This window comes from Pseudomonas sp. LG1E9 (assembly GCF_003290225.1).
GTDB classification, from domain to species: domain Bacteria; phylum Pseudomonadota; class Gammaproteobacteria; order Pseudomonadales; family Pseudomonadaceae; genus Aquipseudomonas; species Aquipseudomonas cyclaminis.
The window spans coordinates 4,827,901-4,851,962 of sequence record NZ_CP029983.1; the positions used below are offsets into that span (position 1 = coordinate 4,827,901).

At 60.5% G+C, this 24,062-nt stretch carries 18 protein-coding genes and 4 tRNA genes; 5 read left to right on the forward strand and 17 right to left on the reverse strand.

Features of this window, described 5'->3' with window-relative positions:
• Nucleotides 1–55: 55 nt before the first annotated feature.
• The 4 genes from leuB to leuC form a co-directional block, all read right to left on the reverse strand.
• Complete coding sequence (gene leuB / locus DNK50_RS22055) at nucleotides 56–1,138, reverse strand: 3-isopropylmalate dehydrogenase (protein WP_017530190.1); 1,083 nt, start codon at nucleotides 1,136–1,138, stop codon at nucleotides 56–58.
• 52 nt (nucleotides 1,139–1,190) lie between these two features.
• Complete coding sequence (locus DNK50_RS22060; protein ID WP_112196251.1) at nucleotides 1,191–1,955, reverse strand: class I SAM-dependent methyltransferase; 765 nt, start codon at nucleotides 1,953–1,955, stop codon at nucleotides 1,191–1,193.
• 144 nt (nucleotides 1,956–2,099) lie between these two features.
• Nucleotides 2,100–2,744 (reverse strand): 3-isopropylmalate dehydratase small subunit, encoded by a 645-nt coding sequence (gene leuD, locus DNK50_RS22065; protein ID WP_032888286.1) that lies wholly within the window; start codon nucleotides 2,742–2,744, stop codon nucleotides 2,100–2,102.
• A gap of 10 nt (nucleotides 2,745–2,754) precedes the next feature.
• Entirely contained in the window at nucleotides 2,755–4,173 is a 1,419-nt protein-coding gene (gene leuC, locus DNK50_RS22070; RefSeq protein ID WP_112196252.1) for a 3-isopropylmalate dehydratase large subunit, read from the reverse strand.
• Between the two features lie 139 nt (nucleotides 4,174–4,312).
• Here leuC and DNK50_RS22075 point away from each other — a divergent pair, with 139 nt between their 5' ends.
• Nucleotides 4,313–5,203 (forward strand): LysR family transcriptional regulator, encoded by an 891-nt coding sequence (locus DNK50_RS22075; protein ID WP_099584009.1) that lies wholly within the window; start codon nucleotides 4,313–4,315, stop codon nucleotides 5,201–5,203.
• A 65-nt stretch (nucleotides 5,204–5,268) separates the two neighbouring features.
• Complete coding sequence (locus DNK50_RS22080) at nucleotides 5,269–8,547, forward strand: EAL domain-containing protein (RefSeq protein WP_112196253.1); 3,279 nt, start codon at nucleotides 5,269–5,271, stop codon at nucleotides 8,545–8,547.
• Nucleotides 8,548–8,550: 3 nt separating this feature from the next.
• Here the strand turns inward: DNK50_RS22080 and DNK50_RS22085 are convergent, their stop codons facing one another.
• From DNK50_RS22085 to uvrB, 12 genes are all read right to left on the reverse strand, one after another.
• On the reverse strand, nucleotides 8,551–9,834 hold the full coding sequence (locus DNK50_RS22085; protein WP_112196254.1) for a hypothetical protein: 1,284 nt from the start codon (nucleotides 9,832–9,834) through the stop codon (nucleotides 8,551–8,553).
• Between the two features lie 114 nt (nucleotides 9,835–9,948).
• Nucleotides 9,949–10,716, reverse strand: a complete 768-nt coding sequence (locus tag DNK50_RS29295; protein WP_371929457.1) for a hypothetical protein — start codon at nucleotides 10,714–10,716, stop codon at nucleotides 9,949–9,951.
• Nucleotides 10,717–12,394: 1,678 nt separating this feature from the next.
• On the reverse strand, nucleotides 12,395–13,354 hold the full coding sequence (locus DNK50_RS22100) for a tRNA-dihydrouridine synthase (protein WP_099584014.1): 960 nt from the start codon (nucleotides 13,352–13,354) through the stop codon (nucleotides 12,395–12,397).
• A 55-nt stretch (nucleotides 13,355–13,409) separates the two neighbouring features.
• Entirely contained in the window at nucleotides 13,410–13,844 is a 435-nt protein-coding gene (locus DNK50_RS22105) for a thioesterase family protein (protein ID WP_099584015.1), read from the reverse strand.
• Between the two features lie 40 nt (nucleotides 13,845–13,884).
• Nucleotides 13,885–14,718, reverse strand: coding sequence for an alpha/beta hydrolase (locus DNK50_RS22110; protein WP_112196256.1), 834 nt, complete (start codon nucleotides 14,716–14,718; stop codon nucleotides 13,885–13,887).
• A gap of 16 nt (nucleotides 14,719–14,734) precedes the next feature.
• Nucleotides 14,735–15,274, reverse strand: a complete 540-nt coding sequence (locus DNK50_RS22115; RefSeq protein WP_099584017.1) for a TetR/AcrR family transcriptional regulator — start codon at nucleotides 15,272–15,274, stop codon at nucleotides 14,735–14,737.
• Between the two features lie 183 nt (nucleotides 15,275–15,457).
• Nucleotides 15,458–15,533 (reverse strand) — tRNA-Glu (locus tag DNK50_RS22120).
• Between the two features lie 79 nt (nucleotides 15,534–15,612).
• Nucleotides 15,613–15,688, reverse strand: a tRNA-Ala gene (locus tag DNK50_RS22125).
• A 50-nt stretch (nucleotides 15,689–15,738) separates the two neighbouring features.
• A tRNA-Glu gene (locus tag DNK50_RS22130) sits at nucleotides 15,739–15,814 on the reverse strand.
• Nucleotides 15,815–15,892: 78 nt separating this feature from the next.
• A tRNA-Ala gene (locus DNK50_RS22135) sits at nucleotides 15,893–15,968 on the reverse strand.
• A 147-nt stretch (nucleotides 15,969–16,115) separates the two neighbouring features.
• The gene (gene gltX / locus DNK50_RS22140) at nucleotides 16,116–17,597 is read right to left on the reverse strand and encodes a glutamate--tRNA ligase (protein ID WP_099586258.1); all 1,482 of its coding nucleotides are present in this window, start codon (nucleotides 17,595–17,597) and stop codon (nucleotides 16,116–16,118) included.
• Between the two features lie 186 nt (nucleotides 17,598–17,783).
• The gene (gene uvrB, locus DNK50_RS22145; RefSeq protein WP_099586259.1) at nucleotides 17,784–19,799 is read right to left on the reverse strand and encodes an excinuclease ABC subunit UvrB; all 2,016 of its coding nucleotides are present in this window, start codon (nucleotides 19,797–19,799) and stop codon (nucleotides 17,784–17,786) included.
• A gap of 342 nt (nucleotides 19,800–20,141) precedes the next feature.
• Here uvrB and DNK50_RS22150 point away from each other — a divergent pair, with 342 nt between their 5' ends.
• Nucleotides 20,142–21,338 carry an amino acid aminotransferase gene (locus DNK50_RS22150; RefSeq protein WP_112196257.1) on the forward strand — a complete coding sequence of 399 codons (1,197 nt, stop codon included), beginning with the start codon at nucleotides 20,142–20,144 and terminating at the stop codon, nucleotides 21,336–21,338.
• 101 nt (nucleotides 21,339–21,439) lie between these two features.
• Complete coding sequence (locus DNK50_RS22155) at nucleotides 21,440–21,649, forward strand: hypothetical protein (RefSeq protein ID WP_112196258.1); 210 nt, start codon at nucleotides 21,440–21,442, stop codon at nucleotides 21,647–21,649.
• Between the two features lie 38 nt (nucleotides 21,650–21,687).
• Here the strand turns inward: DNK50_RS22155 and DNK50_RS22160 are convergent, their stop codons facing one another.
• A complete protein-coding gene (locus DNK50_RS22160) occupies nucleotides 21,688–22,566 on the reverse strand; it encodes a LysR family transcriptional regulator (RefSeq protein ID WP_099586389.1) in 879 nt (292 codons plus the stop codon).
• A gap of 104 nt (nucleotides 22,567–22,670) precedes the next feature.
• On the opposite strand from DNK50_RS22160, the gene DNK50_RS22165 reads away from it, so the two are divergent.
• Entirely contained in the window at nucleotides 22,671–24,053 is a 1,383-nt protein-coding gene (locus tag DNK50_RS22165) for an aldehyde dehydrogenase family protein (RefSeq protein WP_112196259.1), read from the forward strand.
• The last annotated feature ends 9 nt before the right edge of the window (nucleotides 24,054–24,062 follow it).

Below are 24,062 nucleotides of genomic sequence, written 5' to 3' on the forward strand. Positions count from 1 at the left end.
ACCTTGTTAAAAAGTGGGCCGCCTTGCAGCAACAACTGCAAGCGGGCCCGAGAGATTACAGATTCCGCAGCGCGGCGACTACTGCGTCGCCCATTTCTTGCGTACCGACTTTGGTGCAACCCTGCGACCAGATGTCGCCAGTGCGCAAACCCTGGTCCAGCACCAGGCTCACGGCCTTCTCGATCGCGTCCGCCGCATCGCTCAGGTTGAAGCTGTAGCGCAGCATCATCGAGACCGACAAGATGGTCGCCAGCGGGTTGGCAATGCCCTGGCCCGCGATGTCCGGCGCCGAACCGTGGCAAGGCTCGTACATGCCCTTGTTGTTAGTGTCCAGGGACGCCGACGGCAGCATGCCGATGGAGCCGGTGAGCATCGACGCCTGGTCGGACAGGATGTCGCCGAACAGGTTGTCGGTCACGATCACGTCGAACTGCTTCGGCGCACGCACCAGTTGCATCGCGGCGTTGTCGACGTACATGTGGCTCAGTTCGACGTCCGGGTAGTCCTTGGCCACTTCTTCGACGATTTCGCGCCACAGTTGGCTGGACGCCAGTACGTTGGCTTTATCCACCGAGCAGACCTTTTTGCCACGCACGCGGGCCATGTCGAAACCGACACGGGCGATACGACGGATTTCGCTCTCGCTGTATGGCAGGGTGTCGTAGGCCTGGCGCTCGCCATTCTCCAACTCACGCACACCGCGTGGCGAGCCGAAATAGATACCGCCGGTCAGCTCCCGCACGATCAGGATATCCAGGCCCGCGACCACTTCGGGCTTGAGGCTCGACGCATCAGCCAGTTGCGGGTAAAGGATCGCCGGGCGCAGGTTGCCGAACAGGCCCAGTTGCGCGCGGATTTTCAGCAGGCCGCGCTCAGGGCGGATGTCACGCTCGATCTTGTCCCACTTCGGACCACCCACGGCGCCGAGCAGCACGGCGTCAGCGGCGCGGGCGCGATCCAGGGTTTCGTCGGCCAGGGGCACGCCGTGCTTGTCGATGGCTGCGCCGCCGATCACGTCGTGGCTCAGTTCGAAGCCCAGGCTGTACTTGCTGTTGGCAAGTTCCAGGACCTTGACCGCTTCGGCCATGATTTCCGGACCAATGCCGTCGCCAGGGAGAATCAGAATCTGCTTGCTCATGGGTTCCTCATTTCATCAAGCGACCCGCCCGTGGGCAGGTCGGGAAAAATAACTAGCGCTCGGCCCAGACCACCAGCACGTCAGTGCTGAAGGTGCCGTCGGCTTGAATCTCGTAATAGTCACGCACTTCCTGGCCCATCGCCTGTTGCAGCTCCAGGATCGCGGCGCGCAGGACTTGCGGCGTGCGCATACGCTCGACCCACGAGGTGTATTCCAGGCGCAGGCGCTGGCGACTGCTGTTGCGCACATGCAGACCGGCTTCGCTGAGCTGACGCATCCACTCGGCAGCAGAGTAATCGCGCACGTGGCTGGTGTCCCTCAGTACTTCGACGGTTTGCAGGTAAGTGTCCAACAGCGGGCTGCCCGGTGACAACACATCAACGAAGGCCGCCACGCCGCCCGGCTTGAGCACGCGACGCACTTCACGCAGGGCCAGGCCGAGGTCGCTCCAGTGGTGAGCCGAGTAGCGGCTGAACACAAAGTCGAACTCGCCGTCGGCAAACGGCAGGCGTTCTGCGGCGCCGTTGACAGTGCTGATATTGGTGAAGCCGCGATCTTGCGCAGCAGCGGCCACCACGTCGAGCATCTGCTGGGACAGGTCGTAGGCCACCACTTCTTTAACCAGCGGTGCCACATGAAAGCTGACATGACCGGCGCCGCAGCCCAGGTCCAGCAGGCGTGCACCGCCCTGCCCGGCCAGTTCGGCCTGGAGCAGCGCAAATTCGCTGCCTTGGGCGTGCACGGCACTGCTGAGGTAGGCAGAGGCCTGTTCGCCGAATTGTTTTTGCACGACTTGGGTGTGGGCGGTGCTGGTCATGGTGGTTTTCCTTGGGTTTTGGGGTGGCTGTACGGGCGCTATCGCAGGCAAGCCAGCTCCCACATTGATCGGTGTTCTCCTGAACAACTCGGTCAACTGTGGGAGCGGGCTTGCCCGCGATGGGGCCCGCACGGTTACCGCAAATCAGGCATCGCGAAACAACCAAGGCTGGCTAGCCCGGTGCTTGGCCTCAAACGCTGCAATCGCATCGCCGTCCTGCAAGGTCAGGCCGATATCATCCAGGCCGTTGATCAGGCAGTGCTTACGGAAGGCGTCCACTTCAAAGTGATACACCTTGCCATCCGGACGGGTCACGGTTTGCGCGGCCAGGTCGACAGTCAGCTGGTAGCCCACGTCGGCTTCGACTTGCTTGAACAGCTCGTCGACTTCTTCGTCGGTCAAGATGATCGGCAACAGGCCATTCTTGAAGCTGTTGTTGAAGAAGATATCGGCGTAGCTCGGCGCGATGATGCTGCGAAAGCCATATTCTTCCAGGGCCCACGGCGCGTGCTCACGGCTGGAGCCGCAACCGAAGTTTTCCCGGGCCAACAGGACGCTGGCGCCCTGGTAACGTTCGGCGTTGAGCACGAAGTCCTTGTTCAGCGGGCGCTTGGAGTTGTCCTGGTAGGCATAGCCCACGTCCAGGTAGCGCCACTCGTCGAACAGGTTGGGGCCAAAACCGGTGCGCTTGATCGACTTCAAGAACTGCTTGGGGATGATCTGGTCGGTGTCCACGTTGGCACGGTCCAACGGCGCGACAAGACCTGTGTGTTGGGTAAAAGCTCTCATCGGGTATTCCTCAGATCAATTCGCGAACGTCGATGAAACGACCGTTGACGGCAGCCGCAGCGGCCATGGCCGGGCTGACCAGGTGGGTACGCCCACCAGCGCCCTGACGCCCTTCGAAGTTACGGTTGGAGGTCGACGCGCAATGCTCGCCCGACTCCAGGCGGTCCGGGTTCATCGCCAGGCACATCGAACAGCCCGGCTCACGCCATTCAAAACCGGCTTCGAGGAAGATTTTGTCCAGGCCTTCGGCTTCGGCTTGCGCTTTGACCAAGCCAGAACCCGGCACCACGATGGCTTGCTTGATGGTCGAGGCTACCTTGCGGCCCTTGGCGATCACCGCGGCGGCGCGCAGGTCTTCGATCCGCGAGTTGGTGCAGGAACCGATGAACACACGATCCAACTGGATGTCGGTGATTGCCTGGTTGGCTTTCAACCCCATGTACTTCAAGGCGCGCTCGATGGAGCCGCGCTTGACCAAATCGGCCTCTTGGGCCGGGTCCGGCACGTTCTGGTCGACGGCCAAGACCATTTCCGGGGAAGTGCCCCAGCTGACTTGCGGCTTGATCTGGGCTGCGTCGAGCTCGACCACGGTATCGAACACCGCATCGGCGTCGGAGACCAGGTCCTTCCAGGCCTCAACGGCGGCATCCCAATCAGCGCCGGCCGGGGCGAAAGGACGACCCTTGACGTATTCGACGGTCTTTTCGTCCGCCGCCACCATGCCCACACGGGCACCGGCTTCGATGGACATGTTGCAGATGGTCATGCGGCCTTCGATGGACAGGTCGCGAATCGCACTGCCGGCGAATTCGATGGCATGGCCGTTACCGCCGGCGGTGCCGATCTTGCCGATCACGGCGAGCACGATGTCCTTGGCGGTCACGCCAAACGGCAAGGTGCCTTCGACCGAGACCAGCATGTTCTTCATTTTCTTGGCGACCAGGCACTGGGTGGCGAACACGTGTTCGACCTCCGAGGTGCCGATGCCGTGGGCCAAAGCGCCGAAGGCACCGTGGGTGGACGTGTGGGAGTCGCCGCAGACCACGGTCATGCCCGGCAAGGTGGCACCCTGCTCCGGGCCGATCACGTGGACGATGCCTTGACGCACGTCATTCATCTTGAATTCGGTGATGCCATATTCGTCGCAATAGTCGTCGAGGGTCTGTACCTGCAAGCGCGACACGGTGTCGACGATGGCGTCGATACCGCCCTTGCGCTCAGGGGTGGTCGGCACGTTGTGGTCCGGGGTGGCAATGATCGAGTCGACGCGCCAAGGCTTGCGCCCCGCCAGTCGCAGGCCTTCGAACGCTTGGGGCGAGGTCACTTCATGGATGATGTGACGGTCGATATAGATCAGCGACGACCCATCATCGCGCCGTTTCACTTCATGGGAATCCCAAAGCTTGTCGTAAAGCGTTTTGCCGGCCATCAGTCGGTCCTCATCAGCGGTATTTCATGCGCCGGGCTTTTCAATAACCCTTTGGCTTGTGAGGCTGATGGTATGGCGCTACATTAAATAACTCAAATTCATATTTTTTATGCTTTGGATTACCAACTGGAATACCACCATGGACTTGGCCAATCTTAATGCCTTTATCGCCATCGCCGAGATCGGTAGCTTTTCCGGCGCCGGTGAACGCCTGCACCTGACCCAACCGGCCATCAGCAAACGCATCGCCGGCCTGGAGCAGCAATTGAAGGTGCGCTTGTTTGATCGCCTGGGCCGCGAAGTCGGCCTGACCGAGGCCGGGCGCGCCCTGCTGCCGCGCGCTTACCAGATTCTCAACGTGCTCGACGACACCCGCCGTGCCCTCACCAACCTCACCGGCGAAGTCAGCGGGCGGCTCACATTGGCCACCAGCCACCATATCGGCCTGCACCGCTTGCCGCCGATCCTGCGCACGTTCACCCGCGAATACCCGAACGTGGCGTTGGATATTCAGTTTCTCGATTCGGAAGTTGCCTACGAAGAAATTCTCCACGGGCGCGCCGAAGTGGCGGTGATCACCCTCGCACCGGACCCTCACAACCTGGTACGCGCAACGCCGGTGTGGGACGACCCGCTGGATTTTGTGGTGGCGCCCGAACATAGCCTGATCAGTAATGGCTCTATCAGCCTGGCGGATATTGCCGGCCATCCGGCGGTTTTCCCTGGCGGCAACACCTTTACCCACCATATTGTCAGCCGGCTGTTCGAGGCCCAGGGCCTGACGCCAAACATCGCGATGAGCACTAACTACCTGGAAACCATCAAGATGATGGTTTCCATCGGCCTGGCCTGGAGCGTGTTGCCGCGCACCATGCTCGATGATCAGGTGGCAAGTATCGCTTTGCCGGGCATACAACTCAGTCGCCAGCTAGGCTATATCGTGCACACAGAAAGGACGCTGTCGAACGCTGCGCGGGCTTTCATGAGCCTATTGGATGCACAGGTGGATCTGCCAGGAATGCCGGCATGACGCCGTGCGGCCTGGGTTCTGATTAAAACCGTGCTGTTTGCCCATCGAATCAAGGCCCGATGATAATGCGCAACCCCGTCGATTCCGTGCCACCCCTGCCCCGCATTTACGCCCTCGACCCCCAGGCGGCGGAAGAGAGCTGGGACAGCGCCCCACAACTGCTGGCCGCCCTCAATGCGGCCCGCCTGGGCGCATGGTGCTGGGAAATCGACACCGGACGAATCAGTTGGTCACGCGGCACCCAGGCGCTGTTTGGGTTTGACCCGCGCCAACCGTTGCCCAAGGATCTGGATTACCTCGACCTGCTCGCCCAATCGGATCGCGCCCGCGTGGTACGGGCTTTTCACGCCGTATTGGCCGGCGAGCCGTTCGAGCAGGCCATGCATCACCGCATCCAATGGCCCGACGGCAGCTTTCACTGGCTGGAAATCAACGGCAGCCTGCAGCCGGACAAAGCCGGTCGACGCCGCATGATCGGGGTGATCCGCGAGATCACCCACCAGCGCGAACGTGAGAACGCCCTGGGCCACTCCGAAAAACGCTTCGCCACGCTGTTCCACCTGTGCCCGAACATGGTGCTGCTGACCCGTCAGGCCGACGGCCTGATCAGCGAAGCCAACCAGTATTTCGAGATGCTCTTCGGCTGGCCCCTGGGCGACGCCATCGGCCGCACCACCCTGGACCTGGGCCTGTGGTGCGATCCGGAGCAGCGCGCTGAACTCATCAAGGCGACCCAGCGCAAGGGCGAGCCCATCAGCATGGAGGTGCAGTTTTGCGCCAGCAACGGCCAGGTCCACGATGGCACCCTCAGCGCGCAAAAAATCGAGTTGGAGGGTGAGGCGTACCTGATCAGCACTTTCCTCGACACCACCGAACGCAAGAATGCCGAACAGGCACTCAAGGACAGCCAGGAACGCCTCGACCTGGCGCTGGACTCGGCGCAACTGGGCACTTGGGACTGGCACATTCCCAGCGGCATGCTCTACGGCTCGGCACGCGCCGCCCAACTGCACGGCCTGCCGTTCGAACCGTTCCACGAATCCTTCGATGCTTTTTTTGAAGGCATGCCCGATGAGGAACGGGACAATATGCGCAGCGCCTACCGCACCCTGCGAGAAGGGCCGGCCGGCAACTACCAATTGACCTATCGAGTGCCCATGGAGGACGGCAGCTCACGCTACCTGGAAAGCCGTGCGCGCCTGTACCGCAACGAGCAAGGCGCGCCGCTGCGCATGGCCGGGACGTTGCTCGACATCACCGACCAGGTAGAGCGCGAGCAACGCCTGAGCGCCTCCGAAGAGAAATTCGCCAGCCTGTTCCAGGCCAGCCCCGACCCGATTTGCGTCACCGGCATGGACAGCGGCGCGTTTATCGAGATCAACCCGGCCTTCACCCAGACCTTTGGCTGGACCGCCGACGAGGTCATCGACAAGAGCGCCGACCAGATCGGCCTGTGGGACGATCCCAGCCAGCGTCTGGAGCGTATCGAACGGGTGATTCGCGAGCAGGCGTTGAGCAACGTGGCCGTGGTGGTGCATCACAAGAATGGCCAGAGCCTGACCTGTATGATTTCCAGCCGCTTGATCAAGGTCGGCGATCAACCGTGCATTGTCACCACCTTGCGCGATATCACCCAGCAACAACGCTCTGAAGCCGCGCTGAAGGCCAGCGAGGAAAAATTCGCCAAGGCCTTCCATTCCAGCCCTGACGCAATTTCCATCACCGAGCGCGACACCGGCCGCTATGTGGAGGTCAACGACGGCTTCTGCCGCCTCACCGGCTACCGCGCTGAAGACGCCATCGGCCTGACGTTGTATCAGATCGGCATCTGGGCCGACGAAAACCAACGCTCGGCGCTATTGGCCGAGTTGCAGATCAAGGGCCGTATCACCCACCTGGAAATGCTCTGGCACAACAAACGCGGCGACGTGCTGGCAGTGGAAGTCTCCGTTGAGCCCATCACCCTGAACGAGACTCCGTGCCTGCTGCTGACCGCGCGGGATGTGAGCCTGCTGAAAAACGCACAGGCGCAGATCCGCCACCTGGCCTACCACGACCCGCTGACCAACCTGCCCAACCGGGCGCTGCTGATGGATCGCCTGAGCCAGCAGATCGCCCTGCTCAAGCGCCATAATTTACGCGGCGCGCTGCTGTTCCTGGACCTTGACCACTTCAAGCACATCAACGACTCCCTTGGTCACCCGGTGGGCGATACCGTGCTGAAAATCGTCACCGCGCGCCTGGAAGCCAGCGTGCGCATGGAGGACACCGTGGCACGCCTGGGTGGTGATGAATTCGTGGTACTGCTCAGCGGCCTGAATGGCTCGCGCATGGAGGTCAGCAAACAGGTGCAGGCGTTGGCCGACACCCTACGCGAGTTGCTTTCGGAGCCGATGTTCCTGGACGGGCACCGCCTGCAGGTCACGCCGAGCATTGGTGTGGCGTTGATTCCCGATCACGGTACCACCCCGGCGGATCTGCTCAAGCGCGCCGACATTGCCCTGTACCGCGCCAAGGATTCAGGGCGCAATACCACGCAGATGTTCCACAACAGCATGCAAAAAACCGCCAGCGAACGCCTGCGCATGGAAACCGACCTGCGCCTGGCCCTGGCGCGTGGCGAGTTCAGTGTGCATTACCAACCCCAGGTGGATGCGCGCGGCAACAAGATCGTCGGCGCAGAGGCACTGGTGCGCTGGCAGCACCCACAATTGGGCGCGCAGTCACCGTCGGAATTTATCAAGGTGCTGGAAGACAGCGGCCTGATCCTTGAAGTGGGCACCTGGATCCTCGATGAAGCCTGTGCCGCTTTCGAACAATTGATCAAAGACGGCAAGGTGGACCCGCTGAACTTCAGCCTGTGCGTAAACATCAGCCCTCGGCAGTTTCGTCAGAACGACTTCGTGGAGCGGGTAGAGCACAGCCTCAAGCAGCACTCGTTGCCCTATAGCCTGCTGAAACTGGAAATCACCGAAGGCATCGTGATCCAGAACCTGGACGACACCGTGAACAAGATGCGCCGCCTGAAAAAGCTCGGCGTGAGCTTTGCGATGGATGACTTTGGTACCGGCTACTCATCTCTGACCTACCTTAAGCGTTTGCCAGTGGATGCGCTGAAAATCGATCAATCGTTCGTGCGCGACGCAACCCACGACCCCAACGACGCCGAAATCATTCGCGCCATCGTGGCGATGGCTCGCAGTTTGAATCTGGAGGTGATTGCCGAGGGTGTGGAAACCCCGGAGCAACTGGCGTTCCTGCAAAAACTGGGCTGCCATTTGTTCCAGGGGTATTTGCACAGCCGTCCGTTGCCGATCGAGGGGTTCAGACGGCTGCTGGAGTAACCCTCAGGCCAGCTTCAATGCCCGCATCCCCGCGGACATCCAGCGTGAGGAAGCCAGGGCCAGTTTTCGCCCATAGTCATCAAGCGCGCCATTGATCACTGCAACCGAATGGGCACTGTCCGCCAGGGTGCCGATCGCGCCGTCAGCCAGCTCTTTTACCGTGCTTTCACGGATGTAACCAAACAGGCCCAGCCGGCGAAGTGCCTCGCCGGGGTATTCGCCGTCATTGAGGGTCTGCAGCGCCACCTCATAACTCTCGCGAGCCCGAAAGTCGTTGTTCTCTATCTGCGCGCGCTTGGCACTGACCGCGTAGAGAAAGTTGGCGTAACTGAGCAACTGGGGATCACTGCCATAGAAGTTCGAGGCCGCCGTGGCCTGGCGCAGCTCAGCATGGGTCAACTTAAGCGGGAAAGAATCCCGCATCGTCACCTCAAAGCCGTCCGGCGTGACCTGGATGTGCTTATAGATCCCCACGGGGTCCTGCGCGAACCGGATAATGGCTGCCTTGATCGCCGACACGGTGACGCAATTGCCTTGCGCGCCTTGATAAAAGCCACTCCAGATTTGCTCAGGCGCCGCGTCGGTGGCCACATGAGACACCGTCCTGGCGTCGCTGCGGGGCGCGGATTTATCGTTGAACAACACGTAGCCATACCCCCCATCGACCGACTGCCGTTCACCGTAATTATGTTTGACCCCCTCCACGACCAAGGCGGAGCCGTGGTTATGGGTCCCCATGACTCCGATCGCGCCCTTGGCCGCCATGTCAGCCGACGACACAAACTGAGAAAGCCCGAAAACCCCCATGCCCTGCAGGCACCGCTGGGTCGTCTCCCCTTCGAGTGTCTTTGCCAGAGCGACCTCGAACGTCGAGTAATCCCCTTCCAGTTGCTTGCGTTTCACAAAGGCCGCAAACACAAAGTTGGCGTCCTTTACGGCGCCGGAATCCGCCCCCTGAAATCGCGAAGCCTTCGACGCCTGCGCCAACTCGCTGGCAGACAAGTGAACCTTGAATTCATCCTTCATGGTGACGTGATAGCCGTCACCGGCGCGAATCAACTCACTGAACATGGCAGCAGGGTGGCGACCGAACGTCATCATCATCAATTTGATGACTGCGGCATGCGTGCTGCTATCAAAGTTCTCGCCAAACCGTCGCTCAGTCGTGTTGAACGCCGGGGCAATATCCGCTGGCGGTCCCTCGCTGCGCGCCGCAGCAACAGGTGCAAACGCCTCATGCCCCATATCAACCGGAAAAACCGGCTGATCAGCCATTGAAATATTCATTTTCGGGATTCCTGACACTCAAAGAATTGTCTGTCGCTCATGCGGCCAGGGCTACACGGAGCAGCCTAGGCTGAACCGACGCCTGAGGCCCTGACCACATCGACGCACTCAAGATCAAACCAGGGCCACAGCGTGCCCCTGGGTGGGCGCCCTCCCTTGTCGTCCCCATAGTTCTTCGCGACCATTGATAACTGCCACCGAATGCCCGGTGCGGTTACACATGCCCAATTGCCCAGCGGCAAGTTCGCGTACAGACACCCTCTTCATGTGCTGCCTCAGCCCCAGTCGCAGGAACCCCTCACCGGGTCCGGACTCATCCTCACCGTCATTCAAGCTACGCACCGCCGCCTGATAGCTCCTGCCCGCCGTGCGGTCGTTATTCTCCATTTGTGCGCGCTTGGCACTCACGGCAAAAAGGAACTGCGCATCCTTGAGCATCCCTTGATCGCCTCCGACAAAGCGCGAACCGCGTGCACCTTCGATCAGTTCGCGGTCTGTCAGGGTGAGTTGAAAGCCATCACGCATGACAACTCGATAACCTTCACTGACTTTGGTTACTTGCCTGAAAATATCCGTGGGACTTTGCCCAAACCGATACATGGCGGCCTTGATGGCCGATACCGTCACACAGTTGCCATCGGGCCCCTGGCGAAACCCGCTCCAGATATTGTCCGGCTTGGCGCCGTTTCGTTTGTTTGACAGGCCAGGAATATTCTCAGCGGGCCTTGGCGCCACGGGTTCGGGGACTACCCTTGGGGCGACTTGCGGGCGTGGCGGTGGGGCCGGAGTAGGTGTATCAAGAACTGTTTTGGCCTTATTACCTGAAATCAAGTTGATTAATTGCGTGAAAAAATAGCTAAAAAGAGCAGTCAGTGTGGCCAAGACTTCTGAAGGGTCACCTACACCTGCATCGCTCTTGTGTGTGGCAGGTGCGGCATGAGAACTTGGACTTGCAATACCCTCAAGAGGCTCCGGCTGATAACTTTTATCATTACTGACACCCAAGTCGTCAACGGGACCGAACTGTCTTACATCAACGACGTACGCAACATTTATAATTGAGCAACAGGACATTTTTGTTCTCCTAGAGCACGCACTTCTCCAGACCTTGCATTCCGAAGAAGTACACGCCTCAGCCAAAAATTTTAACCAGGGAAATTAACGTCAGGACTTAAACTTGGGTCGGGGACTGAATCGCCAGTCTCTTGGATCAAATCGATTATCAGCAGGACCCGGACTGGTTAAATCCGGGACAGGTGTAGCCGGTCGCGGTGTGGGCTTGATATCCGGAGTAACAGACGGGGTCGGCTGTGGCGTAACCTCAGATTTCAAGGTTGGTAGCACTTGTGCCTTGGGCGTGGGGATTGCGTCAGGCCTGGGAAATACGTCAACTGTGTGCCGCCCTTTCGTATCAGGGCAATGACAATGACTGAGACTAACGTTTACCTGCACGTTAGCCTTGGCATCGTTGGTGACGGAAACCTCTGGTCTTGGCGTTGCCGGCATGACTTGCAACGAATCCGGTTTACGGCCATCAAGCCAAACTGTGCGGGGGTCAGCTGGCTGCGGATTCACTGGTAACCCAGGTGTGCCCGGCCTTACCGGCTGTTTGCCCACATCCGGCTTTACAGGCTGCTCGCGGGCCTCAGGTTTGCTCCCTGGCAGCTTTGTCTTGTCAGGGGACAGGTCAGCGTTCATGGCTCTGCCGGACAGCATTTCGCGCATTGCCCTGAACACCATATCCAGCATGTCGAACAACTTTGCGAACGCCGCGGAGGTCAGCATGGCCTCACCCTGTGGCGCTCGCGAATTGTCGTGGCGTAGGAGCGTGGGACTCGTATTGTTATTGGAAGTACCCGGAGACGGGTTCACGCCTATTTTAGGCGTCACAGAGGAGGACTGCTCCAAGAGCGTTGTGCCAACTTTGGCGAAAGGCGAGTTATTAATCGATAGAGACATAAGTAAGTTCCTTACTCAGCACAACCCGACACTTTTAACGACCGGGATGGCGATGGATTTATGGACTTAGAACAACAGCACTACTTTGCTGCCGATATATTCGTGGGCAGCAGCGCCATTGGGTTCCAAAAATCGCGACTCATATAAAGAAATCAAACCAAACTTTCGGAATTTGCCTCATGACCTTCGCACAAAGCCCCTGAATTAAGCGGTTCGCATGCACAACCTATTGACACACACGCTAATAAACAGTCCGCCAGGCAACTCAGCGACATAAATCCACACGACGTAAAGCGGCCGATTGTGATATTTCGCGCACGAAGTGATAACCGTCCGAACCGACAACGTACTTAATATTAATAAAATGTCAGAAGATAATTAAATTTACATAAACAATTATTCTGCAAACTAAAAACAGCCCCTTATCTGTTTATGTAATCCAAGAAAGAAACAGGTAGAACCCCCAATAAAAATCCGCTCTGCCCCCCATAAACGCAAAATGCCCCGCCTCTTTCGATACGGAGCATTTTTTTGCAACACCCAACAGAGGGCTCGGCGCTTGAAGCCCCCTCCGACTCACCCCCAAGCGTTACAACATGACTCAGTGACGACCGGGATGAGGCATGCCGAGCAAACGGCTGACCTGCTCCAGATCGGTCTCGCGACGCAGGGCGGTAAAAAGCTCCACCGCCTCCGGATAATTGCGTGTCAGCATCGCCAACCATTGCTTCAAACGGCCGGGCGCCTGCTTCTCGGTGAGCTGCGCTACCGACTGGGTCCAGAACTCGCGGAGCATGGGCTGCATCTCCACCCACGTCATTTGCACGACTTCCTCGCCCGCCCGCGCAGCCGCAATCTGCCGCGCCAGGTCAGGGCGCGCCACCAGGCCACGGCCGAGCATGATGTCTTCTACGCCGCTGATCTCGCGGCATCGGCGCCAGTCTTCGACACTCCAGATATCGCCATTGGCAAACACGGGCACCTTGACCACGTCCTGCACACGCGGGATCCATTCCCAATGAGCTGGCGGCTTGTAGCCATCGGTCTTGGTCCGCGCATGCACCACGATATGCGCCGCACCGCCTTCGGCCAGGGCCGTGGCGCACACCAGCGCGCCGTCGGGGCTATCGAAGCCCAGGCGCATCTTGGCGGTCACCGGGATATGCGCGGGAACTGCTCGGCGAACGTGCTCGACGATCTGGTTGAGCAACTCCGGCTCCTTGAGCAGCACGGCACCGCCTCGGGACTTGTTGACAGTCTTGGCCGGACAGCCGAAGTTCAGGTCGATCACTTGTGAACCCAGCTCGCAGGCCAGGGCGGCGTTTTCCGCCAGGCACACAGGATCGGAGCCGAGCAGCTGCACGCGCAAGGGCACACCCGCCGCGGTGTGGGCACCGTGCAGCAACTCAGGAGCAAGCTTGTGGAAATAGGCCGGGGTGAGCAGGCGGTCGTTGACGCGGATGAATTCGGTCACGCACCAGTCAATACCGCCCACGCGGGTCAACACGTCCCGCAGGATGTTGTCGACCAACCCCTCCATGGGCGCCAAAGCAATTTGCATGGGAAACACTCAACAAAAATCGTGGCGCAGTTTACTGGGTTTCCTACGGCAACCGTTAACCCGCTGTCAGGGCGGGGCCATAGCCATCGAGAAACTCGGCGGGCATGCGCTTAGGCTTGCCCGTGGACAGCTCGATGCAAACGAAGGTGGTTTGCGCGCGCAGCAGGGTTGCACCGTCACGCGGGCGGACCAGTTGAAAGCGGCGGGTCATCTTCAGGCGCTGGTCCCAGTCGACAATCCACGTGGCCAGTTGCAGCTCGTCGCCTTCGTAACCGGCCGCCAGGTAATCGATCTCGTGGCGCACCACTGCCATCGCGCGATCCAGGCGGCGATACTCGGTCAGGTCCAGCCCCAGTCGTTGGGAGTGGCGCCAGGCGCAACGCTCCAGCCAGGACACGTATACCGCGTTATTGGCGTGCCCCAGGCCGTCGATGTCTTCAGGCGCAACCTGCAGATCAATGATAAACGGCGTTGCCAAATCCCAGCCCATGCGGTGCTCCCAGTCGATTAATGTCGGCGGGGGCAGTGTATCAGGCGCTTTGCCGCTCCTGTAGACAGCAGCCGGCCAACAGCGTCAACACGGCCTCGATCACGCGAGGATCGGCCAGCACTTTCTGGTGGCCGCCTTGTTCCAGGCGCAGCAGACGGCTGTCGAACCAGGCGTCGTGAATGGCTTGAGAGGCTTTGACGGGGACGAAGGTGTCGTCTTCGGCGTGCACGATCAGGCCGGGGATATTCATCTGGTAATGGGCCACATCCAAGTACTTGAGCGGCATGCCGAACGTCATCTCCACCTCCTGGATAAACGCCGAACGTGCCCGCGCCGGCAAACCGACCATCCGGGTAAAACCACGCAGCGCATCCAGGAAGCGCGACGGGGCGGCAATGCTCACCAGCGCCTGGGTACGCAACCCCAACTGCACCGCCAGCATCGCACTGGCGCCGCCCATGGAATGACCGACCACCGCATGCAGCGGCGGCAACTCGGCAGCCGCCTCCAGCATGGCGCGAGCGAACAACAGCACATGGGCTTCACGCCCTGGTGAGCGGCCATGGGCAGGTCCATCCAGGGCTATCACGCAGTAGCCGTTGTCGACCAAGGCCGTGATCAGACTGGCGAACTGGGTTGGACGGCCTTCCCAGCCGTGCATCAACAAAACGGCAGGACCTTGCCCCCAGCGCAGGGCCGACAAGCCAAAGCGCAGGGTGATGCGCTCCGATTGCGCCAGCAGCGGTAATTCCCAGTCACGGGGCGGCAGCTTGCGCGGGGTCATGAAGGCGCGACGCATCTTGTTGGCCACCGTGTGCGGTGCCACATGCCCCAGCGTGCCGTTGAAACGACGAATCCAGGTTAACGCGCCCATTCTGCGAGCCCTCTTCCTATCGCACAGCCGACTTGGCAGCGCGTATCACACGATCCGACAACTCGCCCGGCCCGAGCGCCCGCGCCAAGGTCAGCCCGCCGACCATCAAGGCCATGTCCGCCAGGGCCTTGTCAGTGTCTTCCGGGCTGCCGGCCAACTGCGCAGCCATCAACTCGACGTGCTCGTTCAATACCTCGCGAAAGGCGTCCGGCAGACGGCCCATCTCGCCCACCGTTGCAGGTAACGGGCATGCCTGGGAGGTTGAATCGCGGTGCTTGCGCGACAGATAAAAGGCCGCCACCAGCGTACGACGCTCCTCGCCGGTGAGCTGGGTGTCCATATCGTCGATTGAAGCGCGACGCTGCGCCAGCAATTGGCTGAACGCCTCCAGCATCAGCGCATCCTTGCTTTCAAAGTGCGCGTAGAAACCACCAACGGTCAGCCCAGCCGCGCCCATGACTTCACCGACACTCGGCTCGGCCGGGCCGCGCTGGATCAACGCCGCGCTGGCGGCCTGCAGAATGCGTTCGCGGGTTTGCGCTTTTTTATCGTTCATCAAAGCCTCCGACTCTCATGGGTTGAATATTATTACCATAATAATATTTAGCAAGCGACAGTCACGACCACTGGTCAGAACAGGAAGAAAGGAAGTGAAGGGAGAATTGGCCAAACGCCAGACAAACAAAAGGGCCATTCAATAATTGAATGACCCTTAAAAATCCCGCAGAGCGGGTAATCGTGGCGTCCCCTAGGGGACTCGAACCCCTGTTACCGCCGTGAAAGGGCGGTGTCCTAGGCCACTAGACGAAGGGGACACAAACCTTCTGTACAACTGATCAGTGCTGATAACTGATCGATTCAAGGACGGTGTGGCCAGACCTTGAACCTGTAAATTGGTGGAGCTAAACGGGATCGAACCGTTGACCTCTTGCATGCCATGCAAGCGCTCTCCCAGCTGAGCTATAGCCCCGGATTTTTCGCCTCGCGGCGCAGCAGACCTTTCGAGCTGCTTGTTGAAATTGGCGTCCCCTAGGGGACTCGAACCCCTGTTACCGCCGTGAAAGGGCGGTGTCCTAGGCCACTAGACGAAGGGGACAAAACCTTCTGTACAGCTGATCAGAGCTGAGTTCTGATCGATTCAAGGACGGTGTGGCCAGACCTTGAACCTGTAAATTGGTGGAGCTAAACGGGATCGAACCGTTGACCTCTTGCATGCCATGCAAGCGCTCTCCCAGCTGAGCTATAGCCCCTCATCGGTGAGGACGGGGCGAATCTTAATGGCGGTTTGGAAGTGTGTCAAATTTATTTTCAACATTTTCCAAAGTTTTTTGCCGGGATAACAATCACTTACCGACGAAACCCCGGAAAACCGGGGTTTCGTCGCTGCAACGGCCTGCTTACGCGATAGCGCCCAGCAGCTTTTCCCACTCTTTGTTTTCTTTCTTCGACACACCACCAAGCAAATCAAGGGCTTGGCGCAGACGGAAACGAGTGAGGTCCGGACCAAGAATTTCCATCGCATCCAGCACCGACACCGAACTGGCCTGCCCGGTGATCGCAGCAAACATCAGCGGCATGGCGTCACGCAACTTCAACTCCAGGGATTCCACCACCGCCTGGATCGTCGCGGTGATCGCGTCCTTCTCCCACTGGCGCAGGCTTTCGAGTTTCCACAGGATCAACTGCATCAACTGGCGAACCTGGTCGCCCGAGAGCTTTTTGGACTCGAACAGCTTGGCATCCGGGTTCACGCCTCCGGCAAAGAAGAAGCTGGCCAACGGGGCGACCTGGCTGAACGTCTCCACCCTGCCCTGCACCAGTGGCGCGATCTTCATCATGTACTCAGGGTTCAACGCCCACTGCTGCAGACGGCTGGCGAACTCTTCCACCGGCAGATCACGCAACCACTGGCCGTTGAGCCACGACAACTTCTCGACATCGAAAATCGGACCGCCCAGAGAAACGCGCGACAGGTCGAAGTTGTCGACCATTTCCTGCAACGAGAATTTCTCGCGCTCGTCCGGCATCGACCAGCCCATGCGGCCCAGGTAGTTGAGCATCGCTTCGGGCATGAAGCCCATGCGCTCGTAGAAGGTCACCGAAGTCGGGTTCTTGCGCTTGGACAGCTTGCTCTTGTCCGGGTTACGCAGCAGCGGCATGTAGCACAACTGCGGCTGTTCCCAACCGAAGTATTCGTAGAGCAGGATCAGTTTCGGCGCCGACGGCAGCCACTCTTCGCCACGCAGTACGTGGGTGATGCCCATCAGGTGGTCGTCGACCACGTTGGCCAGGAAGTACGTCGGCAAGCCGTCGGTCTTCATCAGCACCTGCATGTCCATGCGGTCCCACGGGATCTCGACGTCACCGCGCAGCATGTCCGGCACCACGCACACGCCTTCGCTCGGCACTTTCATGCGGATAACGTGCGGCTCGCCGGCAGCCAGGCGCTGGGCCACTTCCTCCTTGGACAGCAGCAACGCGCGGCCATCGTAGCGCGGGGTTTCGCCACGGGCCTGTTGTTCGGCGCGCATCTGGTCCAGTTCTTCGGCGGTGCAGAAGCACGGGAACGCATGGCCCATATCGACCAGTTGCTGGGTGTACTGCTTGTAGATGTCGCTGCGCTCGCTCTGGCGATACGGGCCGTGCGGGCCGCCAACGTCCGGGCCTTCTGCCCAGGTGATGCCCAACCAGCGCAAGGCATCGAAAATCTGCTGTTCCGACTCGCGGGTGGAGCGCAGTTGGTCGGTGTCCTCGATCCGCAGGATGAATTCACCACCGTGCTGCTTGGCAAAGCAGTAGTTGAACAAGGCGATGTAGGCAGTGCCGACGTGGGGATCCCCAGTAGGCGATGGCGCGATGCGCGTGCGGACGGTGGTCATGGCAGGTCTCGAATGGGCGATAAAACTAAAAATTGAAACAAGGGGCGAATGGTAACAGCCTGGGTGATTTCTGGAAAACCGAGGCGCGGCCATCGGGGGCAAGCCCCCTCCCACACTTTGACTTGTGGACACCGTCAAATGTGGGAGGGGGCTTGCCCCCGAAGAGGCCAGTCCAGCCACCGCAGATCACACAGCCAGCAACCGCTCACGCAACTTGCCAATCTCATCCCGAGTCTGCGCCGCAGCCTCAAACTCCAGATCCCGCGCCAACTGATACATCTTCTCTTCCAACTGGCGGATCCGCTTGGTGATCTCACTCGGCGAGCGCAGTTCGTTCTCGTATTTGGCGCTTTCCTCGGCGGCCTTGGCCATGCCCTTGCGCTTCTTGCTGCGCGAGCCGGGCACCACGGCGCCTTCCATGATGTCGGCGACATCCTTGAACACACCTTTAGGCGTAATACCGTGCTCCAGGTTGAACGCGATCTGCTTGTCGCGACGGCGCTGGGTCTCGCCAATCGCACGTTCCATGGAGCCGGTGATGCGGTCCGCGTAGAGAATCGCCCGGCCATTGAGGTTACGCGCCGCCCGGCCGATGGTCTGGATCAGCGAGCGCTCGGAACGCAGAAAGCCTTCCTTGTCGGCATCGAGGATCGCCACCAGCGACACTTCCGGCATGTCCAAGCCTTCGCGCAGCAGGTTGATCCCCACCAACACATCAAACACACCCAGGCGCAGGTCGCGGATGATCTCCACGCGCTCCACGGTGTCGATGTCCGAGTGCAAGTAGCGCACGCGCACGCCGTGATCGGCCAGGTAGTCGGTCAAGTCTTCGGACATGCGCTTGGTCAGCGTGGTGACCAGCACCCGCTCTTCCAGCGCGACGCGCTTAGTGATCTCGGACAGCAGGTCATCCACCTGGGTCAGCGCCGGGCGGATTTCGATTTCCGGGTCCACCAGCCCCGTCGGGCGCACCAACTGCTCGATCACGCGGCCGGCATGCTCGGCCTCGTAGTTGCCCGGCGTGGCCGAGACAAAGATGGTCTGCGGGCTGATCGCCTCCCATTCATCGAAACGCATCGGCCGGTTATCCAGCGCCGACGGCAGGCGGAAACCATATTCCACCAAAGTTTCTTTACGCGAGCGGTCGCCCTTATACATCGCGCCCACTTGCGGCACGCTGACGTGGGATTCGTCGATCACCAGCAGCGCGTCATCAGGCAGGTAGTCGTAGAGCGTCGGTGGCGGCGCGCCGGAATCACGGCCCGAAAGGTAGCGCGAGTAGTTTTCGATGCCGTTGCAGTAGCCCAGCTCCAGGATCATCTCCAGGTCAAAGCGCGTGCGCTGCTCCAGGCGCTGGGCTTCCACCAGCTTGTTGTTGGCGCGCAGGTATTCCAGACGCTCGGCCAACTCCACCTTGATGCCCTCGATGGCGCCCATCAGGGTTTCACGCGGGGTTACGTAGTGGCTTTTCGGATAGAAGGTGAAGCGCGGCAGTTTGCGGATCACCTCGCCGGTCAATGGGTCGAAAGCCGACAGGCTCTCGACTTCATCGTCGAACAACTCGATGCGGATCGCTTCCAGGTCGGACTCAGCCGGGTAGATGTCGATCACATCGCCGCGCACCCGGAAAGTGGCGCGGGCAAAATCCATGTCGTTGCGGGTGTACTGCAGGCTCGTCAGGCGGCGCAGCAACTCGCGCTGGTCGAGTTTGTCGCCACGGTCCACGTGCAGCACCATCTTCAAATAGGCTTCGGGGCTGCCCAGGCCATAGATGCACGACACGGTGGTGACGATGATCGCGTCCTTGCGCTCCAACAGCGCCTTGGTCGCCGACAGCCGCATCTGCTCGATGTGGTCGTTGATCGACGCATCCTTCTCGATAAAGGTATCGGAGGACGGCACATAGGCTTCGGGCTGGTAGTAGTCGTAGTAGGAAACGAAGTATTCGACTGCGTTATTCGGGAAGAACGCCTTGAATTCGCCGTAAAGCTGCGCGGCCAGGGTCTTGTTGGGCGCCAGCACCAGCGTTGGGCGGTTGATCTGCGCGATCACGTTGGCGATGCTGAACGTCTTGCCTGAACCGGTCACCCCGAGCAGCGTCTGGTGCGCCAGGCCGGCCTCGATGCCTTCGACCATCTGGCGAATGGCTTCCGGCTGATCGCCGGCAGGTTCAAAGCGGGTGACTAGTTGGAAATCCGACATAACGTACCTCTTGAAGTCACCCCGGACTGTAAACCCGCCGAGGACGAAATAGACCACCCCTCGCGAATATTCAGAGCAAGCGGTAGGAAAAAACCATGATAGCCATACAAGTGGTGGCGAATGTGACGGGTTTCAAGGCAATCGTCCTATCTGCCGTCCAGGATCAATGTTGCAATAAGACTAACGGTCAGCAAATAAACCGAAAAACTTGGCCGAAAAGCCGTTTCGGTTGTCGCCCTCAGCCGTGATGGCCTCTATACTAGCTCCCCGTTTGTGCACCGCTCTAGTGCATTCGGCTGGAGCGCGACACGTCCCTCCTTTCCCCCATAGAGCTGCCGCAAAATGAGCCTGTTCTCCGCTGTCGAAATGGCACCACGCGATCCTATACTGGGCCTCAACGAAGCATTCAACGCCGACACACGAACCACCAAGGTCAACCTTGGCGTAGGCGTTTACTGCAACGAGGAGGGGAAGATTCCACTCTTGCGTGCCGTTGCCGAAGCGGAAGCCATTCGCGTGGCGCAACACGCCGCCCGTGGCTACTTGCCGATCGACGGTATTGCCGCCTACGACAAGGCCGTGCAAACCCTGCTGTTCGGTAACGATTCGCCATTGCTCGAAGCCGGTCGTGTCGTGACCGTCCAGGCCGTGGGTGGCACCGGCGCCCTGAAGATCGGCGCTGACTTCCTCAAGCAACTGCTGCCAGACGCCGTCGTCGCCATCAGCGACCCGAGCTGGGAAAACCACCGCGCCCTGTTCGAAACCGCCGGTTTCCCGGTGCAGAACTACCGTTACTACGACGCCGCCACCCACGACGTAAACCGCGCCGGCCTGCTCGAAGACCTCAACGCCCTGCCGCCGCAGTCCATCGTGGTGCTGCACGCCTGCTGCCACAACCCGACCGGCGTCGACCTGAGCCCGGCCGACTGGCAGAACGTGCTGGACGTGGTCAAGGCCAAGAACCTGGTGCCGTTCCTCGACATGGCCTACCAGGGCTTCGGCGACGGCATCCACGAAGACGCCGCTGCGGTGCGCCTGTTCGCGGAATCGGGCCTGACCTTCTTTGTCTCCAGCTCGTTCTCCAAGTCGTTCTCGCTGTACGGCGAACGTGTGGGCGCGCTGTCCATCGTTGGCGATTCCAAGGAAGAAAGCGCGCGCATCCTGTCCCAGGTCAAGCGCGTGATCCGCACCAACTACTCCAACCCGCCGACCCACGGCGCCGCGATTGTGGCCGCTGTGCTCAACAGCCCTGAGCTGCGCGCCCAGTGGGAAGCCGAACTGGCCGAAATGCGCCTGCGCATCCGCGGCATGCGCGAGCAGATGGTCGCCGAACTGGCCAAGGCTGCACCGGGCCACGACTTCAGCTTCGTCGGCCGCCAGAGTGGGATGTTCTCCTACTCCGGCCTGACCGTTGAGCAAGTCACCCGTCTGCGCAGCGAGTTTGGCATCTACGCGCTGGATACCGGGCGTATCTGTGTGGCGGCGCTGAACCAGTCGAACATTGGTGCGGTAACAAAAGCGATTGTTCAGGTTCTATAACCCGGCCAGCGCCATACAAAGGGGGAAGCCAATGGCTTCCCCCTTTTTGTTGGCCAAGCCACTAGACTGAAGACCGAACGCCCCTTTGCTGTGAGAGCCTTATGAGAAACGACGACCTGGACCTGCGCGCCGACCGCGACGAACTGCATGACTACGCACCCCGCGCCCCGCAACCCAAGCGCCAGAAAAGCCTGGTGCTGCAAGTGGCACTGGGGGTGTTCCTGGGTGGATTGGCGTTGTGGCTGGTGCAGTTGGGCGCGACAGCAATAATGGCCAAACTGGCCATGGGCACCTTCCAGTTCGGCGGCTGAAACCGGGTCAATGTGGGAGGGGGCAACCCCCTCCCACATTAAGACACCGACGCTTCCAGATTGCGTTCCTCCAACAACTTCACAAAGCTGCTCAAACTCTGCGACACCGTGCCCCGCCGCCAGATCAGCCAGGTATTCAGCAGGCGAAAACTGTCCATCAACGGCCACACACTCACCGCCGCAAACCCCGGCATGCTTTCCAGCATGCTGCGCGGCATCAGCGCCAGCCCGGCCCCGGCGCTGACGCAGGCGAGCATGCCGTGGTAGGACTCGATCTCGAAGATCTTGCCTGGCACCGCGCCATCCTGTGAAAACCAGCGTTCGAAGTGATGGCGATACGAGCAGTTCGAGCGAAACGTATAGATGTTCTCGCCATTCACGTCCTGCCCTCGGGTGATCGGTGCGTGGTGCAGGGGCGCGATCACTACCATCTCCTCTTCAAATACCGCCACGCCTTCCAGGGTCGAATGCAGCACCGGCCCGTCGACAAAGGCGGCGGCCAGGCGCCCCGACAGCACGCCTTCGATCATGGTGCCCGACGGGCCGGTGCTCAGGTCCAGCTCGACCTTGGTGTGTTTCTGGTTGTACGCCGCGAGCAACGCCGGGATACGTACCGCCGCCGTGCTCTCCAGCGAGCCAAGGGCAAACGCGCCCTGGGGCTCTTCCCCCGCCACGGTCGCACGGGCCTCTTGCACCAGGTCGAGGATGCGCCGGGCATAACCGAGGAAGTTCCATCCGGCCGGTGACAGCCGCAGGCGGCTCTTCTCGCGGATAAACAGCTCCACGCCCAGATCCTGCTCCAGCTGCTTGATCCGCGTGGTCAGGTTCGACGGCACGCGATGAATCAACTGCGCGGCGGCGCTGATGCTGCCTTGCTCGGCAACGGCCTTGAAGATTTCCAGCTGCACCAGGTCCAAGTCATTCTCCATTCGTGAATGTATTGCTTAATATTATTCAGTTTCCAGAAAAGAGCCAGCCCCGTACGCTGACCTCCATTCCAACGTACACGCAGGACGGTGCCATGAACGCGACTACCCACGCTTTATCGATCAACCCCGCCAACGGCGAAACCGTCGGCAGCTACCCGTACGAAACCACAGCGCAACTGGACGCCGCCCTGGACCGCGCCACCAGCGCCTTCCGCACCTGGCGCCGCCAGCCGGTCAGCCAGCGCGCCGAGTTGCTGCTGGCCCTGGCCGCTGCCCTGCGCGAGCAAGCCGAAGCCATGGCGCAGATGATCACCCTGGAAATGGGCAAACCCATCGCCCAGGCCCGTGCCGAAGTGGAAAAATGCGCGCAACTGAGCGAATGGTACGCGGCCCAAGGCCCGGCCATGCTCGCCCCGGAGCCGACCCTCGTCGACAACGGCACCGCCCACATCGAATACCGCCCGCTGGGCCCGATCCTCGCGGTGATGCCGTGGAACTTCCCAGTGTGGCAAGTGCTGCGCGGCGCCGTGCCGACCATGCTGGCCGGCAACACCTACGTGCTCAAACACGCGCCAAACGTGATGGGCAGCGCCTACCTGATCCAGCAAGCCTTTCAGAAAGCCGGCTTCGCTGAAGGCCTGTTCGAAGTGATCAACGTCACCACCGAAGGCGTGTCCAAGGCCATCGCCGACCCACGCATCGCCGCCGTTACCCTCACCGGCAGCGTGCGCGCCGGTATCGCCATCGGCTCCCAGGCCGGTGCCGCGCTGAAAAAATGCGTGCTGGAACTGGGTGGCTCCGACCCGTTCATCGTGCTCAACGACGCCGACCTCGATGCCGCCGTACAGGCCGCGCTGATCGGCCGCTTCCAGAACAGCGGCCAGGTCTGCGCCGCCGCCAAGCGCCTGATCATCGAAGAAGGCGTGGTTGAAGCCTTCACCACCAAATTCGTCGAAGCCAGCCGCGCCCTGGTCATGGGCGACCCGACGTCAGCGGCCACCTACATCGGCCCAATGGCCCGTTTCGACCTGCGCGACGAGCTGCACGGCCAGGTCCAGGCCACCCTGGAAGAAGGCGCGACCCTGCTGCTGGGTGGCGATAAAGTCGCAGGCAACGGCAACTACTACGCGCCGACCGTTTTGGCCAACGTCACCGACCAGATGACCTCGTTCAAACAGGAGCTGTTCGGCCCGGTAGCCTCGATCATCACCGCCCGCGACGCCGACCACGCCGTGGCCCTGGCCAACGACAGCGAGTTCGGCCTTACCGCGAGCATCTTCACCACTGACGCGGCGAAGGCGCGGGACATCGCCAATCAACTGGAAACCGGCGGGATCTTTGTCAACGCCTTCAGCGTCTCCGACCCACGGGTGGCGTTTGGTGGCGTGAAGAAAAGTGGATTCGGCCGCGAGCTGTCGCACTTTGGTGTGCGCGAGTTCTGCAACGCGCAGACGGTATGGCTGGATCGCAAGTAACCCCTCGGG

Bases quoted from the DNA above. Each gene is read 5' to 3' on its own strand.
- DNK50_RS22075 (WP_099584009.1), top strand. From the start codon at position 4,313: ATGGACTTGGCCAATCTTAATGCCTTTATCGCCATCGCCGAGATCGGT.
- DNK50_RS22100 (WP_099584014.1), bottom strand. From the start codon at position 13,354: ATGCAAATTGCTTTGGCGCCCATGGAGGGGTTGGTCGACAACATCCTG.
- uvrB (WP_099586259.1), bottom strand. From the start codon at position 19,799: ATGTCGGATTTCCAACTAGTCACCCGCTTTGAACCTGCCGGCGATCAG.
- DNK50_RS22080 (WP_112196253.1), top strand. From the start codon at position 5,269: ATGCGCAACCCCGTCGATTCCGTGCCACCCCTGCCCCGCATTTACGCC.
- DNK50_RS22155 (WP_112196258.1), top strand. From the start codon at position 21,440: ATGAGAAACGACGACCTGGACCTGCGCGCCGACCGCGACGAACTGCAT.
- DNK50_RS22115 (WP_099584017.1), bottom strand. From the start codon at position 15,274: ATGAACGATAAAAAAGCGCAAACCCGCGAACGCATTCTGCAGGCCGCC.
- DNK50_RS22150 (WP_112196257.1), top strand. From the start codon at position 20,142: ATGAGCCTGTTCTCCGCTGTCGAAATGGCACCACGCGATCCTATACTG.
- DNK50_RS22085 (WP_112196254.1), bottom strand. From the start codon at position 9,834: ATGAATATTTCAATGGCTGATCAGCCGGTTTTTCCGGTTGATATGGGG.
- DNK50_RS22105 (WP_099584015.1), bottom strand. From the start codon at position 13,844: ATGGGCTGGGATTTGGCAACGCCGTTTATCATTGATCTGCAGGTTGCG.
- leuC (WP_112196252.1), bottom strand. From the start codon at position 4,173: ATGGCCGGCAAAACGCTTTACGACAAGCTTTGGGATTCCCATGAAGTG.
- gltX (WP_099586258.1), bottom strand. From the start codon at position 17,597: ATGACCACCGTCCGCACGCGCATCGCGCCATCGCCTACTGGGGATCCC.
- DNK50_RS22110 (WP_112196256.1), bottom strand. From the start codon at position 14,718: ATGGGCGCGTTAACCTGGATTCGTCGTTTCAACGGCACGCTGGGGCAT.
- DNK50_RS22060 (WP_112196251.1), bottom strand. From the start codon at position 1,955: ATGACCAGCACCGCCCACACCCAAGTCGTGCAAAAACAATTCGGCGAA.
- DNK50_RS22165 (WP_112196259.1), top strand. From the start codon at position 22,671: ATGAACGCGACTACCCACGCTTTATCGATCAACCCCGCCAACGGCGAA.
- leuB (WP_017530190.1), bottom strand. From the start codon at position 1,138: ATGAGCAAGCAGATTCTGATTCTCCCTGGCGACGGCATTGGTCCGGAA.
- leuD (WP_032888286.1), bottom strand. From the start codon at position 2,744: ATGAGAGCTTTTACCCAACACACAGGTCTTGTCGCGCCGTTGGACCGT.